This is a genomic window from Maribacter sp. 4G9 (genome assembly GCF_002742265.1).
Lineage (GTDB): Bacteria > Bacteroidota > Bacteroidia > Flavobacteriales > Flavobacteriaceae > Maribacter.
On sequence record NZ_MDGL01000161.1, the window covers coordinates 61,050 to 77,669 of the forward strand.

At 39.2% G+C, this 16,620-nt stretch carries 16 protein-coding genes and 2 pseudogenes; 6 read left to right on the forward strand and 12 right to left on the reverse strand.

Annotated features, from left to right (window positions below; all coding sequences use genetic code 11):
• Positions 1-12: 12 nt before the first annotated feature.
• Positions 13-705, reverse strand: coding sequence for a LytR/AlgR family response regulator transcription factor (locus tag BFP75_RS16800; RefSeq protein ID WP_099546514.1), 693 nt, complete (start codon positions 703-705; stop codon positions 13-15).
• A 235-nt stretch (positions 706-940) separates the two neighbouring features.
• Between BFP75_RS16800 and rpsF the strand changes: the two genes are divergently transcribed.
• The 5 genes and pseudogenes from rpsF (at position 941) to hisS (ending at position 4,099) form a co-directional block, all read left to right on the forward strand.
• Positions 941-1,282 carry a 30S ribosomal protein S6 gene (rpsF, locus tag BFP75_RS16805; protein ID WP_099546515.1) on the forward strand — a complete coding sequence of 114 codons (342 nt, stop codon included), beginning with the start codon at positions 941-943 and terminating at the stop codon, positions 1,280-1,282.
• Positions 1,283-1,287: 5 nt separating this feature from the next.
• Positions 1,288-1,557: pseudogene (rpsR, locus tag BFP75_RS22450) on the forward strand (30S ribosomal protein S18); the annotation flags it as partial.
• 39 nt (positions 1,558-1,596) lie between these two features.
• Positions 1,597-2,049 (forward strand): 50S ribosomal protein L9, encoded by a 453-nt coding sequence (gene rplI, locus BFP75_RS22455; protein WP_125222976.1) that lies wholly within the window; start codon positions 1,597-1,599, stop codon positions 2,047-2,049.
• A gap of 74 nt (positions 2,050-2,123) precedes the next feature.
• Positions 2,124-2,600, forward strand: coding sequence for a DUF6495 family protein (locus BFP75_RS16815; RefSeq protein ID WP_099546517.1), 477 nt, complete (start codon positions 2,124-2,126; stop codon positions 2,598-2,600).
• Between the two features lie 119 nt (positions 2,601-2,719).
• Entirely contained in the window at positions 2,720-4,099 is a 1,380-nt protein-coding gene (gene hisS / locus BFP75_RS16820) for a histidine--tRNA ligase (RefSeq protein WP_099546518.1), read from the forward strand.
• Here hisS and BFP75_RS16825 read toward each other — a convergent pair.
• Positions 4,091-4,639, reverse strand: a complete 549-nt coding sequence (locus tag BFP75_RS16825; protein WP_099546519.1) for an NUDIX hydrolase — start codon at positions 4,637-4,639, stop codon at positions 4,091-4,093. The two genes, hisS and BFP75_RS16825, sit on opposite strands and share 9 nt — an antisense overlap.
• A 140-nt stretch (positions 4,640-4,779) precedes the next feature.
• Positions 4,780-5,868 carry a M42 family metallopeptidase gene (locus BFP75_RS16830; protein ID WP_099546532.1) on the reverse strand — a complete coding sequence of 363 codons (1,089 nt, stop codon included), beginning with the start codon at positions 5,866-5,868 and terminating at the stop codon, positions 4,780-4,782.
• Between the two features lie 230 nt (positions 5,869-6,098).
• Here BFP75_RS16830 and BFP75_RS16835 point away from each other — a divergent pair, with 230 nt between their 5' ends.
• The gene (locus BFP75_RS16835) at positions 6,099-6,761 is read left to right on the forward strand and encodes a DUF4294 domain-containing protein (protein WP_240531818.1); all 663 of its coding nucleotides are present in this window, start codon (positions 6,099-6,101) and stop codon (positions 6,759-6,761) included.
• Here BFP75_RS16835 and BFP75_RS16840 read toward each other — a convergent pair.
• The 9 genes and pseudogenes from BFP75_RS16840 to BFP75_RS16880 all read right to left on the reverse strand — a co-directional run.
• Positions 6,758-6,997 carry a DUF6095 family protein gene (locus BFP75_RS16840; protein ID WP_099546521.1) on the reverse strand — a complete coding sequence of 80 codons (240 nt, stop codon included), beginning with the start codon at positions 6,995-6,997 and terminating at the stop codon, positions 6,758-6,760. The two genes, BFP75_RS16835 and BFP75_RS16840, sit on opposite strands and share 4 nt — an antisense overlap.
• A complete protein-coding gene (locus BFP75_RS16845; protein WP_099546522.1) occupies positions 6,994-7,848 on the reverse strand; it encodes a DUF4249 family protein in 855 nt (284 codons plus the stop codon). The genes BFP75_RS16840 and BFP75_RS16845 overlap by 4 nt, the downstream gene beginning before the upstream one ends.
• 3 nt (positions 7,849-7,851) lie before the next feature.
• Positions 7,852-10,242 carry a TonB-dependent receptor gene (locus BFP75_RS16850; protein WP_099546523.1) on the reverse strand — a complete coding sequence of 797 codons (2,391 nt, stop codon included), beginning with the start codon at positions 10,240-10,242 and terminating at the stop codon, positions 7,852-7,854.
• Positions 10,243-10,363: 121 nt separating this feature from the next.
• Positions 10,364-12,583, reverse strand: a complete 2,220-nt coding sequence (locus BFP75_RS16855) for an NADP-dependent isocitrate dehydrogenase (RefSeq protein WP_099546524.1) — start codon at positions 12,581-12,583, stop codon at positions 10,364-10,366.
• A gap of 650 nt (positions 12,584-13,233) precedes the next feature.
• A complete protein-coding gene (gene rplS, locus BFP75_RS16860; RefSeq protein ID WP_099546525.1) occupies positions 13,234-13,584 on the reverse strand; it encodes a 50S ribosomal protein L19 in 351 nt (116 codons plus the stop codon).
• A gap of 127 nt (positions 13,585-13,711) precedes the next feature.
• Positions 13,712-14,386 (reverse strand): tRNA (guanosine(37)-N1)-methyltransferase TrmD, encoded by a 675-nt coding sequence (gene trmD / locus BFP75_RS16865; protein WP_099546526.1) that lies wholly within the window; start codon positions 14,384-14,386, stop codon positions 13,712-13,714.
• A 13-nt stretch (positions 14,387-14,399) separates the two neighbouring features.
• Positions 14,400-14,840: a GNAT family N-acetyltransferase gene (locus BFP75_RS16870; protein ID WP_099546527.1), complete on the reverse strand. Its 441-nt coding sequence runs from the start codon at positions 14,838-14,840 to the stop codon at positions 14,400-14,402.
• Between the two features lie 33 nt (positions 14,841-14,873).
• A complete protein-coding gene (locus BFP75_RS16875; protein ID WP_099546528.1) occupies positions 14,874-15,494 on the reverse strand; it encodes a tRNA (guanine-N1)-methyltransferase in 621 nt (206 codons plus the stop codon).
• Between the two features lie 134 nt (positions 15,495-15,628).
• A pseudogene (locus tag BFP75_RS16880) lies at positions 15,629-16,444 on the reverse strand (glyceraldehyde-3-phosphate dehydrogenase); the annotation flags it as partial.
• Positions 16,445-16,620 lie beyond the last annotated feature (176 nt).

The window sequence follows — 16,620 nt, forward strand, 5'->3', positions numbered from 1 at the left end:
CATAAGCAACTTTTAAACATTGCTTAGGGCTTCGGCCAATTCCGTTTTCTTGTTTCTACTTAAAGGAATCGAACGGCCGCTCACTTCAACATTTTTACTGTTGAATTTTTCAACTTTTTCCAAGTTCACGATATAGGATTTGTGAATTCTCAGGAATTTATCTTCTGGCAATTGCTTTTCAAAAGATTTCATTGTTGATAAAATTACAATGTTGGCTTCATCGGTTACCAATTTGATGTAATCTCCCAGAGCCTCGATCCATTTAATATCGTTTAGGATGACCTTTCTTTTCTTCAGGTTGCTTTTAACGAAGATATGTTCCTCGTCTTCGTTCACCCTGTGCATTTGCTCGTATTTGGCAACCGCTCTTTTTACGGAAGCATCAAAACGCGCCATGGTAATGGGTTTGTGCAAATAGTCCGTTACATCGTAATCGAAAGCCTTTAGGGCATAATCCGGTTTACCGGTAATCAAAATTACTTGGGGACTGTTGTCCAAGGATTCAAGTAGGTCGAATCCGGTGATAATAGGCATTTCAACATCTAAAAAGATCAAATCGATTTCATTGTTCTTAATGCCGTTTTTGGCTTCGATGGCGTTGCTGTACTCTGCCACCATAGCTAGGTTTGGGTGGTTGTTTACCAACTTGGCGACCGCCATACGCTGCATGGACGAATCGTCAACGATAATACTTCTTAACTTCATAAGGGCTGATTTGTGGGGTTAAATCATCGACAAATTACCGAAAAAACACGGTCAACTGCAACAAAAGATGTAAACAATGCTTTTCTTATTGTATAGATGGCAATGATCATAAGTTATTAAGATTTGGTTTATACTTTTAAAAAATTTCTTCCTAGCTATAACGAAGAATTTCTTCATTTCTTATAATTATTGAAAAAAAGTATCTATTTTTGCACTCCTTTTAAATAAATATAATATGAACCATTACGAAACTGTTTTCATTTTAAATCCCGTTCTATCTGATGTACAGATAGAGGAAACAGTTAAGAAATTCGAGGATTTCTTAATTAACAATGGCGCCAAAATGGTCGCCAAGGAGAATTGGGGCCTAAAAAAATTGGCCTATCCGATCCAAAATAAAAAAAGTGGTTTTTACCACTTGTTCGAATTTACTAGCACCGGTGAGGTCGTTATGCCTTACGAGCAGGAGTTTAGGAGAGATGAACGCGTCATGCGCTTTTTGACCGTAAAATTGGACAAACATGCCGTCGCGTGGGCAGAAAAGAGAAGAACAAGAAACAAAACTGCTAAAGCTTAAGTACTATGTCAACATTACAACAACAGGCAAAAGGAAAAAAAGATGGGGAGATAAGATATCTTACCCCGTTAAACATAGAGACCAACTCAAAAAAGAAATATTGTAGGTTCAAGAAATCCGGTATCAAATATATTGATTACAAGGATGCCGACTTTCTAATGAAATTGGTGAACGAGCAAGGTAAGTTATTACCCAGAAGACTTACAGGTACTTCCTTGAAGTATCAACGAAAAGTAGCTCAGGCGGTGAAGAGAGCTCGTCATTTGGCGCTAATGCCATATGTTGGTGATTTATTAAAAGAAAAGAAAAGAATCATGGAGCTTATATTAAAGGAAGACGTAGAAAATTTAGGTTTTAAAGATGACTTGGTAAGCGTTAAGAACGGATACGGTAGAAACTACCTTATTCCTCAGGGCTTGGCGACCATGGCAACTCCTTCGGCTAAAAAAGTTTTGGCCGAAACCTTAAAGCAGAGAGCCCACAAAGAAAAGAAAGTTGTGGATGCTGCTAAGAAAACTGCTGAGGCACTAAAGGCCTTGGACTTGAAAATTGCTGCAAAGGCCGGGGCCGGCGACAAATTGTTCGGTTCAGTAACCAATGCTGATTTGGCGGATGCAATTGAAAAGGAAGGACATACTATCGATAAGAAGTTCATTAGCATTCAAGGTGGTTCCGTTAAAAGAACCGGACCCTACAATGCCCAGATTAGACTTCACAGAGAGGTCGTTGTTGATTTCCCTTTTGAGGTTGTCGCGGAGCAGAACTAATACGATTATAAATTTGGACATAAGCCTTTCAGGAAACTGAAGGGCTTATTTGTTTCATACTTTTAATTACAAGAATGAAATATACCAGACTTACAAAGGAACAACTGGAAGAGCTTCATCCTGAATTCATTAACTTTTTGGCAACGCAGTCAATCGATAAGACAGAATGGGATGATATAAAGCAAAACAGGCCCGAAGTAGCAGAAGAGGAATTGGACATATTCAGCGATTTGGTATGGGAAGGCGTACTGACAAAAATTGCCTTCTTGGAGAATATTTCAGATCAAGAAATGAACCTGTTTCACTTGACCGATAAGGAAATGAAACTGATTGCGGTTAAAGTTTTGAATCCAGAAATAGATTTGACTACCAAGATGGGTTTTGATTGGTTCAGAAAGAATTGGCAATCTGATTTCGTGGACTATATGACAGCATCCAAGGCATACACGGACGACCCTAACCAAGATAAATTTGAATTGATTAAGCAAGGGGCCGTAATAACCAAAGGAGAATTATATCAGTGGTTTGATAAAGTTATCGTAGCCCCCTGACCCCCAAAGGGATCCCCCTCTAGCTAACCCAAGTGGGGAGAATTGGTTTCTCAGATTGTATTTCCACTTCTTTGGAAGGGATTAAGGGGAGACTTATATTTGCAACACATAGAATATCCATGGCACAAAAACCATCCATACCCAAAGGAACCCGCGATTTTTCACCTTCTGAGGTGATAAAACGAAACTATATTTTTGATATTATAAAAAAGCATTTTCAAACCTTTGGTTTTCAACCTATTGAAACGCCTTCTTTTGAGAATTCTGAAACCTTAATGGGTAAGTATGGGGATGAGGGTGACCGTTTGATTTTTAATATATTGAATTCGGGTGATTTTTTGAGCAAAGTGGATGACTCTCTTTACAATTCAAGGGATTCTAATAAAATAACTCCTGGTATATCTGAAAAAGCCCTACGATATGATTTAACCGTACCTTTTGCCCGATATGTGGTCATGCACCAGAACGAGCTGGACTTTCCGTTTAAACGGTATCAGATACAGCCTGTATGGCGCGCGGATAGGCCTCAAAAAGGACGATTTAGGGAATTCTACCAATGTGATGCCGATGTCGTTGGTTCCGATTCTTTGCTGCAGGAAGTAGAACTGATTCAGTTGTATGATACCGTATTCAACGATTTAAAATTGGAAGGGGTTATCATAAAATTGAACAACCGTAAAATTCTTGCAGGTATTGCTGAAGTGATAGGGGCCAAGGATTTATTGATAGATTTCACCGTAGCCTTGGATAAATTGGATAAGATAGGGGAGGACGGTGTTAAGAAGGAAATGCTTTCCAAGGGCATTTCTGAGTCCGCAATTCAAAAAGCATCGCCTTTATTTAATTTAACCGGCAGTAATGCAGACCAATTGGATAGGCTGGAAGAGTTGCTTAAAGACTCCGAAGAAGGTAGCAAAGGTATTTCAGAGCTTCGGTTTATTATGGAGACCATTACTAGCTTAGGTTTGCAATCCGCAAAATTGGTCATTGATGTTACTTTGGCCAGAGGTCTCAACTATTATACGGGTGCTATTTTTGAGGTTGGTGCTCCAGAAGGAGTTTCTATGGGATCGATCGGCGGAGGTGGTAGATACGATGACCTTACAGGAATCTTTGGGTTACCCAATGTTAGCGGAGTAGGTATTTCCTTTGGCTTGGACAGAATCTATTTGGTTATGGAGGAGTTGGGACTTTTCCCCGAAGCCATAGATCGCTCATTGGATGTGCTGTGTTTAAATTTTGGTGCTAAGGAAGGATTGGCGGCACTAAAGCTGACTACGGTTTTAAGGAAGCATGGCATAAAGGCGGATATCTATCCATCCGATGCTAAAATCAACAAACAGTTCAAATACGCCAATAACCGAAAAGTCCCTTATGTGATTTTATTGGGAACGGAAGAGTTGAACAACAACTCTTTCGTGGTAAAACATATGGAAACCGGTAAACAAACGACCTATGCGCTTTCTAAAGTGGAAACGTTCATAGGAGGTTTACAATAACTTTTTGACCTCGGATAAGATAGTTTTGTAATAATCCAATGAATGGGGTACGTACTTTTTTAATGTCTCCTCATTGCCTAACTCTTCTTCTAATTGGATGATGGATATCAATTTTAAGTCGCCCACTTCACTTTCCTGTTTGGAAAGATCTTCCAAAGACACTCGTAATTCGGCTAGAAATGTATGATGGAACTCACAGTCGATCAGTGATTCAGAATGTTTTTGAACCGATTTAAATACCCCAATCTTTTGCAAATCAGAAGGTCTTATTTTTAGACCAATTTCCTCAGATACCTCCCTTACGGCCGATTTCTCTATATTTTCACCTGCACCAATATGACCCGCCACGGAAACGTCCCAAAGTAGAGGGTAGGTGTCCTTGTGCTTTCCTCTTTGCTGTATCAAAATCCTTCCATCGGCAGAAAAAAACCAAATATGAACGGTAGGATGAAAAAGTCCCTCCCGATGTGCTTCAGATTTCATTCGGGAAACCCCCAAAGGATTTCCATTCGCATCCAAAATGTCTATGAGTTCGTCCATATGAATGGAAGTATACGAAAAACGGATGATGGACCTGTCAGGTTTTTAAAACCTGACAGGCTTGGATTCTTGTTTGCGCCTAGATGTATTTATTGCCGCTTGCTTTAAGTCCTCCCCATTGGGGAGGATTTAGCAGGGGCCTAATCAAAATAACTGAAGGTTTCACCTTCCTTAATATTTAAAAGCGTTTCGTAAATCAGCCGTATCACGTTTTCAACATCGTCCTTATGAACCATTTCCACAGTAGTATGCATGTAACGTAAGGGCAAGGAAATCAATGCGGACGCAACACCTCCGTTACTATAGGCAAAGGCATCCGTATCTGTTCCGGTCATCCGGGAGGCTGCCAATCTTTGGAAAGGTATCTTTTTGGCCTCTGCGGTTTCAATAATCCGTTCCCTCAGTTTGTTCTGTACGGCAGGGGCATAAGAAATCACAGGTCCAGCGCCAATTTCCGTATGGCCCTGTGTCTTTTTCTCAATCATGGGTGTCGTGGTGTCGTGACAAACATCGGTAACAATGGCGACGTTCGGTTTTATGGTCTGTGTAATCATCTCGGCACCGCGTAAACCAATCTCCTCCTGAACAGAATTGGTAATGTATAAACCAAAAGGAAGTTGCTGTTTGTTTTCATGTAATAGCCTGGCAACCTCGGCAACCATAAATCCTCCTGCACGGTTATCTATGGCCCTGCATACGAACTTATCACCGTTCAATACTTGAAACGTATCCGGATAGGTAATGACACAGCCCACATGGACTCCAATTTTTTCTACCTCTTCCTTGTCCTTTGCACCTATATCGATAAAGATATTATCCAATTTGGGTGGTTCTTCCTTATCGTTTTTTCGGGTGTGTATCGCGGGCCATCCAAAAACGCCTTTAACAATACCGTTCTTGGTGTGTATGTTCACCCATTTACTGGGGGCTATCTGATGGTCACTGCCTCCGTTTCTGATCACATAAAGAAGCCCGTTGTCGGTTATGTAATTTACATACCACGATATTTCATCGGAATGGCCTTCTATGACGACCTTATATTTTGCATCGGGATTTATGACGCCTACGGCAGTTCCATACGTATCGGTAATGAAAGTGTCCACATAAGGTTTTAAATAGTCCATCCAAAGCTTTTGTCCTTCCCATTCATAACCGGTAGGTGCTGCGTTGTTTAGATACTTTTCAAAAAAATCCAATGATTTTTTGGTAATGATAGTTTTGTTCGCCATATATAATTTTTTAACTCGATACTCAAGATTCAAACTTTCAAAGTCGCGTACAATTTTCAAATGAAGTCTTAGAAATTATCCGCAAATCCTACTTTGTAAAGTTGTCTGCAAACTTAACAATATTCACTTGTTTTTAATAATATGCTGAATCAATTATCGTTAATTTTGGCAAGGCTTTTGTACAAATAATAACTATGATAAGGAATAGTTTTTTAATGTTTGTTTTCCTCATGTTCTTTGTGAAAGCAGTAGGACAGGTAGAAGAGCAGGAACTGGATTCGATTTCTGAGCAGTTGATCATTCTGGCAGGGGATTCCATAGTTCAGAGTTCCATTTCCTTGGAAGAGGCCTACGTTTTTGGTAAACTTCAATTTTCCTCCTATGATGATAAACTGAGGTATTACATCTTACGGCGCAAGACCCATAAGGTTTATCCATATGCCAAATTGGCTGCAGAGCGTTTGGTGGAACTGAACGACAGCCTTACAACGATTACAAAAACCAGAAAACGTAAAAAATATACCCGAAAGGTTCAAAAGTATATTGAAGAAGAGTTTTCCGAAGAATTAAAAAAGCTGACCAGAACGGAGGGGCAGATTTTGGTGAAATTGATATACAGACAAACGGGCACCACGGCTTTTGATTTGGTAAAGGAACTGAGAAATGGTTGGAGGGCTTTTTGGTACAATACAACCGCAAAGCTCTTTAAAATAAGTATTAAAGAGGAGTTCCATCCTGATGAAATAGAGGAGGATTATCTCATAGAGGACATTCTGCAACGGGCCTTTGCGGCGGGTCAATTGGAGCGTCAAGAAACGGTTTTGGATTATGATTATAATAAACTTTACAATAAGTGGAAAAAGCCGGTCGTGAAGAATAACCCGGGCAATTAGTCCTTCAGCCTTCCCTTACCTCCAAAAAGAGCGTCAACTATCGTTTGGATACCTTTAAAACCGGAATATATGGCATAAATGGCCAATATCAGGCCAATGACAAGGACAGGCCAATAAAGGGGATGTTCCTCGTTCTTAAAGGCTTGCCAAATAACGATTGGGGCCAAAAACATTAAAAATACGGTAAGGGCCAACTTTTTTATGCCCTGTACCATCATTTCCTTGTCCGTTCTCATTCTATAGTAATAGTATTTTTATATTCCTGTACCACGGCGAAATATCCTAGAGGAAAACTGTTCGTTTGTCCAATGGATTCGAGATCTTCAGGATTCTCAACGCCTGTCACGTTAAAGATATTTCCCCTTACCGTGGCCGCTGGAGTTTGAAAGGGGCCTTGGTCCCCACCTGCTTGAACAATAATTTGATTCATATAATTATAGAAGGATTCATCTGCTCCCAATATACTTATGGTCATTTCTTGTTCGGGTTCAACGTCATCATAAAAGTAGGAAAACTCAAACCGCTGTCCTTGATAGAATTCGTCTTCGGTAACCAGATATTCGTTAAATCCAAAATCAAAAATGTAAAAATCGTCACGTGTACCATCATCCGTAAAACTTATAATAATCTCAGTTTCGTCTCCGGTAAACAATGTTTCTTCGCCTTGGACCAGGGATTCTATGGGTGATGTAGGCACAAAACTTGTTGTGGCATAGTAACGCTCACTATTGAAATTTATAAATAGAGCCAATTGTCCCGATGTAAAAAAGGATGTATTCCTTGTGGCTTCATATATTCCAGGGGATACTTCTTCCAAGATGATGTCATTACTCTCCAGGACATCATCCGATATAAAATCAAGATTCCTAATAATTACTTCAGCATTGGAAACAGGGTCGAGATCTTCAAAAAATGAGCTGGTCAGGTTCAATTTTATTTGAGCAGTGGATTCAGATGCCGATGTGTCCAATCTGATTATAGCATCGGCCGATATACGCGGAGACTCCATGGGTAAATCGACTTCTATCACATCTTCGCAAGATTGTAGAAAGGTTATGGCCAATAAGCAATAAAAAAATCTTTGCATTACTTATAGTTTAAAATTATAGGTTACTGCGGGAACGATTCCGAAGATAGAAGTTCTGACCGCTTCGTTTGCACCAGTATCGTCATTTCTTCTAAAATTGATGGAAGCGGCATTTCTTCGGTTGTAAACATTGTAAATACTAAAAACCCATTCCCCTTTTATTTTTCTGTTTTTGTTCTTTCTTGGGGTGAGACTCGCTGAAATATCCAATCGGTTATAATCAGGCAATCGCTGCTCATTTCTTTGTCCGTAGTAAGGTACCGTGAGTCCTTGAAACTCAAATTGCCCCACTGGATAATTGGTAGGTTGTCCCGTTTGGTAGACAAAATTGGTGTTAAAGCTCCATTTTTCGTTTAAATCATAACTTGCAAATAAGGAAATATCGTGCGTCTTATCAAATGGGGTATTGTACCAATTTCCATTATTAATACCTGTTTCTACAGTATTTGCTCCGCTAATGGACCTACCAGGAGTTCGCTGTTCTGATTTGGATAGGGTATAGGCTAACCATCCCTGAAATTTACCTTCATTTTTTCGGAATAGAAGTTCAAGTCCATAGGCCCTCGCTTCTCCATTTAGAATAACCTGCTCTATGGAATTGTTGGCAATTAGGTTTGCCCCATCAATGTAGTCAATTCTATTTTGCACATCTTTATAAAAGACTTCGGTTTCCAGACTATAGTCATCGTTTTTGAAGCTTTTAAAATAGCCCAATGCGTATTGGTCCAACAATTGGGGTTTTACAAATGGACCGCTGGGTGTCCAAACATCCAAAGGAGTAGGGGACGCGGTATTTGATAAAAGGTGCAGATATTGGGCTAAACGTGTGTAGCTCGTTTTAATGGAGCTATCCTCCGTTAAGGTATAGGACATTGATACTCTGGGTTCCCAATTTGTGAATTTGGCCAGACTTTCATTTCTCCCGGGTGTGGCAAGGGAAATAGGGTCCGCTTCCTGATAAATAGATAAAAGTGGATCAAAATTTACTGGGTTATTATTTGCATAGACATTAATTTCATCTTGCCCCAATCGATTAAAATAGCTGAATCTAAGTCCATAACCAAGACTAAGATTATCCGTTAACCTATGTTCCAAATCGACATAGGCCGCAAATTCATTGGCATATTTTTGAATTAATTGCTCTTCTAGAATCCCTGAGTTCTCATTACTGGGTTCTATCTTACCCGGATTGAACTGGTAATAGATGTTATTTAAGCCATAATTGACCTGGAGTTTATCGTTCAGGTAGTGCTTTAGGTCATATTTGACGTTGAAGTTTCTTATGCCAGAGTTCCAATTGAAGCCCACAAAATCCAATTTTAGTCCATAGTAGTAATCGGAATAAATCAAGGAGAGGTTGGAGAATAACTTATCCGAAAAAAGATGGTTCCATCTAAAGTTCCCAACCGCATTTCCGTAGGTATTTACGAAGCTATCGCTAATACCAAATACATCCCTACCGAAATACCCGGAAAGAAGAATATTGTTATTTTCATTTATTCTGTAATTCAGCTTGGTGTTCAAGTCATAGAAATAGGCCGTATTGTCCAAATCGAACAAGGGAAGGAACAAATGGGCATACGAAGCCCTTCCTCCAATGAGAAATGCGGCTTTGTCCTTTATAATGGGACCCTCCAATAGAAGCCGACTCGCCACGGCACCGATACCGCCGTTCATTTTAAATTCCTTGCTATTCCCTTCCTTCTGGAAAATATCCAAAACAGATGATACCCTGCCGCCGTACCTGGCGGGAATACCTCCTTTGTACAATTTGATATCCTTAATAGCGTCTGGGTTGAACACAGAAAAAAAGCCGAATAGGTGGGAAGAATTAAAAATGATCGCTTCATCCAAAAGAATCAAATTTTGGTCGACCGAACCTCCCCTCACATTAAAACCCGATGCACCCTCGCCAGCATTGGTGACTCCTGGTAACAACAAAATGGACTTTATTACATCGGCTTCTCCAAGTATTACGGGGATTTTTTTTATCGTTCCAACAGAAAGCGTATTCACGCTCATTTGAGGTTTCCTAATATCCAACTTTTCCACGTTCTCAGTGACTACCACTTCCTGAAGTTGTTCAGCCTCCTCAGATAGTTGAAAGTCCATTTTCATATCCTTACCCAAGGAAATGTCTTGAACGATGTCCCTAAATCCCAAATAGCTTACCACCGCTTGGTATTCTCCTTTAGGTAGGGTGATGGAATAAAAACCATATTCGTTCGTGGTAACTCCACTTCCTAAACTTGGAAAGGCTATTGTGACGCCTATGAGAGTCTCATTGCTGGATTCCTCTGTAATTACACCGCTTAAAGTAAATTTTTCCTGAGAAAAAACATTGTTGTAAAAGAAAGGACAAAGAAGCAGAAAGAGCCAAAGTGGCTTGTTCATAGAAATTTTTTTCAAAAATAACTAGAATTACCCAATCAATTTTAAGGTTAACGATATTTTAAAACTTAAAAAGAAAAAAGCCTCTGGTAAAGAGGCTTTTGATTTATTAAGAAATAGGAATTTACAAAGTGTCCAAAATTTTATTGAAGGTATCACTTGGACGCATTGCAATGGTTTCCAAATTTGGATTTGGTTTGTAATAACCGCCAATATCTTGTGGGCTTCCCTGTGCATCCATCAATTCATTCAAAATTTGTTTCTCACTTTCCTTGATTTTTGAATTTATACTGGAGAAAATTGCTTTTAATTCTGCATCCTCATCTTGATTCGCCAAAGCTTCCGCCCAGTACATGGCCAAATAAAAATGGCTTCCTCTGGTATCCAATTCCTTTACTTTTCTGGAGGGTGACTTATCGTTCAGTAGAAATTTCTCCGTGGCAGCGTCTAAAGCATCTGCTAAAACTTTGGCTTTTGGATTGTTATTTTTCTCTCCATAAAACTCCAAGGATACGCCAAGTGCCAAAAACTCACCTAAGGAATCCCACCTAAGATGGCCCTCTTCCAAAAATTGCTCTACATGTTTTGGCGCAGAACCACCGGCCCCCGTCTCAAACAGTCCACCACCATTCATCAAAGGCACAATGGATAACATTTTGGCACTGGTACCTACTTCTAGAATGGGAAATAAATCCGTTAGGTAATCCCTAAGTACGTTCCCAGAAACAGAAATGGTATCTTTTCCTGCTTTAATACGTTTAAGCGTGTATTGAGTTGCTTTTTCCGGAGACATAATCTGAATATCCAGACCATCTGTATCCTGTTGTGGTAGGTACTGATTAACTTTCTTTATCAGTTCTCTATCATGAGCCCTATTTTCATCCAACCAGAATATTGCTGGGTCGTTTGTCGCCCTTGCCCTGGAAACTGCAAGCTTTATCCAATCTTCAATAGGGGCGTCCTTTACTTGACACATACGCCAAATATCTCCTTGTTCTACTACATGCTCCAACAAAACCTTATCAGAATTTAAATCTATTACTTGAACGGAACCTGCTTCCTTTATCTCAAAAGTTTTGTCATGTGAACCATATTCCTCAGCTTTTTGAGCCATTAAACCTACATTGGGAACAGTACCCATGGTAGTTGGGTCAAATGCCCCGTGTTCTTTACAAAAATCTATGGTAGCGGAATAAATACCTGCATAACTACTGTCCGGAATTACAGCCTTGGTATCTTGTGCTTTCCCTTCTGAATTCCACATTTTACCGGAATTACGAATCATCGCAGGCATCGATGCATCGATAATGATATCACTGGGCACATGAAGATTAGTAATCCCCTTATCTGAATTGACCATGGCCAAAGAGGGCCCTTTTTCAAGTTCTGAAGCAATTTGACCCTTGATTTCCGCTTTTTGCTCGGCAGATAATTTATCCAATTTATTATACAAAACTTCAAGACCGTCATTTGGATTTACCCCAATTTTTTCAAATGTGTCCGCATTTTTTTCAAAAACGGGTTTTAGCACGTTCTCTACCACGTGTCCAAAGATTATAGGGTCTGAAACCTTCATCATGGTTGCCTTTAAATGCACGGAGAATAAGACTCCTTTTTCCTTGGCGTCTTGCACCTGTTCCTTTAAAAAGGCCAACAACGCCTTCTTGCTCATAACAGTGGCATCAATTATTTCACCGTCTTGTAAGGATAATTTTTCTTTTAAAACTTTCTTTGCTCCATTTTCGGATTTTAGAACTATCTGTACCTCCGTAGCGGATTGAATCGTTAGTGATTTCTCGTTGGATTTAAAATCACCATGTGACATGGTGGCCACATGAGTTTTGGAATCAGAAGACCAGGCACCCATGGAATGAGGGTTTTTCTTTGCATAATTCTTTACAGCCCTAGGAGCACGTCTATCGGAATTTCCTTCCCGTAAGACCGGGTTTACGGCACTCCCTTTTATTTTGTCATACTTGGCTTTTATTTCTTTTTCCTCTTCGGTTTTGGGTTCATCGGGATACTCTGGCAATTTATATCCTTTAGAGCGTAGTTCTGCAATTGCCTCCTTTAATTGAGGAATTGAAGCACTGATATTCGGTAATTTTATAATATTTGCTTCGGGTTGCTTGGCCAGCTCCCCCAACACGTCCAAATCATTGGAAACTTGCTGCTCCTTGGTCAAATATTCAGGAAAAACTGCTGCAATTCTACCTGCCAAGGAGATATCCTTGGTTTCTATCTCGATTCCTGAAGTTTTTGTAAACGCTTTAACGATAGGCAAAAATGAAGCTGTAGCCAAAGCAGGTGCTTCATCCGTTCTAGTGTAAAAAATTTTGGACATTCTGGTTTATTTAAATTCAAACGGTGCAAATATACAATATTATCTAGCCTAAATAGGGTGGTGGTTGCTGAATATTTAAGGCCTTTTGAGAAGTTTTGTGAAATAACAAAAGCCATATCAACGTACTAATACTTTGATATGGCTTTTTAGAAATAGCTTACAGACATGTTGTTTTAAAATTAATTAAAACTGCAACCCTTGATTGCCTCTGCGTCACTAAATCAACGTTTGAAATGTATTTCAATCTCCATTCTGTAATCGAGCATGTACTATACATTTCTTTCTCGTAGCCTTGACAAACAAATTTATTAACTGAAAAACAGTGTAAAATTAGATGCCCACATGGAACATAAAAGCGACAGCCTTTACTACCAATGCTCACCAAGTTTGAATACTTCCCTAGAAAATATGCAACTTGATTAAGCCACAATATAAAGAACGTAAACTTTATAGTGATAGGGAAGGAACTCTTTATTACCTCAGTTTTCTTCCTAATTCACTCTTAAATTTAATAAAAAAACATCAAAGGGAAGTGGTTTTTCTATTTAATTAATTATCAACAGGTTATGAACGTTCATTTTTAACAAATGTTCATAAAAAGAACACCGAAGTAATTTCGGTGTTCTTTTTATGTGATTTCAAAGTAAAAACTAAGATCTTACCTCTTTAATTCTTGCTTTCTTACCGGTCAAACCTCTAAAGTAGTAAATACGTGATCTACGGACTTTACCTTTTTTGTTAACCTCGATTTTTTGTAGTGCGGGCAGATTGATCGGGAAAATTCTTTCGACACCAACCGTTCCGGACATTTTGCGAATTGTAAATGTTTCCGTGGCTCCGGTTCCCCTTCTTTGAATTACCACTCCCTTAAAAAACTGGGTACGTGTTTTTTCACCTTCCTTAATTTCGTAATACACCGTAATAGTGTCACCAGCTGAAAATTTTGGAAACTCCTTTTTTGTAACAAATTCGTCCTGTACAAACTTTATTAATGATTCCATTTTAATCTTACTATTGGAATTAAATCAAATCAACTTTCACGATTCTCGTCAGAGGTTGAATTAACAGGGTGCAAAAATACTTCTAAAATTAACATCTACAAATATTTTAATCTTTTTATTTTATTTTCTATTGCAAAAGATCAGGTCTTAATTTCTGCGTTTGTTCCAGGGCTTTTTCCTCCCGCCATTCTTCTATTTTTCCAAAATTTCCGCTTAGTAGAATTTCAGGAACTTTTACTCCTTTATATTCCGCTGGTCTTGTGTACACGGGAGGAGCTAATAAACCGTCTTGAAAACTATCGGTCAGGGCCGATGTTTCATCATTAAGTACGCCTGGCAGAAGTCTAATTACAGTATCGCAAAGGACCGCAGCCCCTAGTTCACCGCCTGAGAGTACATAGTCTCCAATGGAAATTTCCTTGGTAATGAACATATCCCTAACGCGTTGATCCACTCCTTTATAATGTCCACAAAGAACTATTATGTTTTCAAGTAGGGAGAGACTATTCGCCATTCTCTGATTTAGGGTACTTCCATCCGGAGTCATGTAAATGACCTCATCATAGTTCCTTTGCGATTTTAGCTCGGATATACATTTATCTATAGGCTCTATCATCATAACCATTCCAGCCCCGCCTCCAAATTGATAATCATCTACTTGATTGTAACTATTATCTGTATAGTCCCTTAAGTTATGAAGATGGACTTCTACCAAACCTTTATCAATGGCTCTTTTTAAAATAGATGCCTCGAACGGACTTTTAAGCAATTCCGGCAAAACGGTAATGATATCAATTCGCATTGGAACAACTGATTTATTTCGCGGTCCAAAAGTAGTGAAAACAGTGCGAATCCCTCGTCCAACCCAATTTTTCGTATAGTTTTTGTGCGGGATTGTCCGTTGCGGTCTCTAAAGCTAAGCCTTTGAATTGATTTTTTCTACAATATTCTTGGGCAGTTTTTAAAAGAGAGCTGCCAATACCTAAATTCCTATAATTTTGGTTTACGAAAAGATCGTTCAGTATGAGGGTCGATTCAAGGGATACCGATGAAAATGAATAATATAGTTGTAAAAACCCGACCGGTATATCCCCTTTAAAACCAACCATTATAATGGATTCCTTGTTTTGAAATCGCGCTTCTAAAAATGCTTTCGCCCCGTTCAAATCAGATGCTTGACCATAGAAAACCCTGTATTGGTCAAATAATGGAACTATAAGTTCCAATTCTGTGATATGGACCTGTCTTACCATCATTATTAAAAAAAGCCCCCAAATGGGAGCTTAAAATTATTTCGCTTTCTTTTGTTTGTTAAGCTCGTCCTGTAGCTTTCTACTAATTTTCTGTTCGCGTTCCAAAGCCCGCCTTCTATGATCCTCATATTCAACTTCCAATTCGGCAAGGTTCTGCTTTGCTTCTTGGGTAAGGATATTACTGCTTCTAAATTTATAAACAAACAAGCCCAATAAGATAAAAAGGCCAGCAATGATGGTCCACAATATAAAATTATAAGTCCCTTTGGATACTGGAAGGCCTAGAAAGGACATACTATCCTTTTCCTCCGTAACTGCAGCTAAATTCGTTGTAGTTTCCTCAAGTTTCTTGTTTATGGAGCTAATGGTTGTTTCATGCTCCAAAATCGTAGAATTAAGTTCAGTAATTCTCTTGTTAAAGGCTTTTAAGGAGTCAAGGACGTTTTCCCGTAATTTGTATAGATTCGCTTCCCTCACTACTTCATAACGTACTCCGTCTGCACGGTAATTTCCGGATTTTTTGGTGATATAATCAAATTGACTTCCAATAGGACCACTATTCAGGGAAAGAGATTCATCGTCTTCCGAATCCTGTGCAAAACTTACACCGGCAGTAAGTAGGACCGCCAGAAAAAATAATAACCTTGAAATTTTCATTCGTATTTAAATTTCCGTTAAAAACTGATTTAGAGAAGACTAAAGTAATTTAATAAAATCAAATGGTGAAAAACCTCAGCCTTTAATTAATAGGTACGTAAAATCTTTCGAAAAGGATGTTTTGTTCCCTTTGTTTAATAATAGGTATAACGTCTTACCTTGGCAATATATTTTGCAAGCCGCATTACCTGTTGGGAATATCCAAATTCGTTATCATACCAAATATACAGTACCAAATTCTTGCCATTGTCAGAAACGATTGTGGCCTCACTATCGTAGACGGCGGGTGCAACAGACCCTACAATGTCCGAGGAGACCAATTCCTTGCTTAGGCTATATTTTATTTGTTCCACCAAGTCGCCCTCGAGCGCGTATTTTTTTACAATGGTATTTATGCCCTCTAAAGACGTTTTGTTTTTGATATATAGGTTGAGAATAGCCAAAGACCCATTTGGGACAGGGACCCTAATTGCATTGGAAGTCAACTTGCCCTTTAGGTTGGGTAGGGCCTTCGCCACTGCTTGGCCGGCGCCAGTTTCCGTAATTACCATATTCAGTGCAGCAGCCCTCCCTCGGCGATATTTATCATGCATATTATCCACAAGGTTTTGGTCATTCGTATAGGCATGTATTGTTTCCAAATGTCCTTTTTTGATACCAACGGAATCGTCAATGACCTTTAGTATGGGAGTTATTGCATTTGTTGTGCAGGAAGCTGCGGAAAATATATGCGTAGTATCTGGGTCATAGTCCAAATGGTTTACCCCGTGAACTATATTTGGTATCTCTTTGCCAGGTGCTGTTAAAAGCACCTTGGAAACACCTTGTGCCCTTAAATGTCTGGATAACTGGGTCTGGTCCCTATAGGCTCCGGTATTATCGATTACAAGGGCATCGGATATTTCATATTGGGTGTAGTCTATTTCCTCGGGGACTTTGGCGCTAATTAACCCGAGTTTCCTAAAAAGAAGGAGCATAATGAGTTTGTAATTTTATGGTGCGAACTATAAAACATCTCAAAATGCTCCAGGACAAAGTTATAGCAATATATTGTTTGGTCGACGACCTATTGAAAGAAATGAACCATAGCGAACACAATAACAGGAAATTCACGGACGGACAGGTA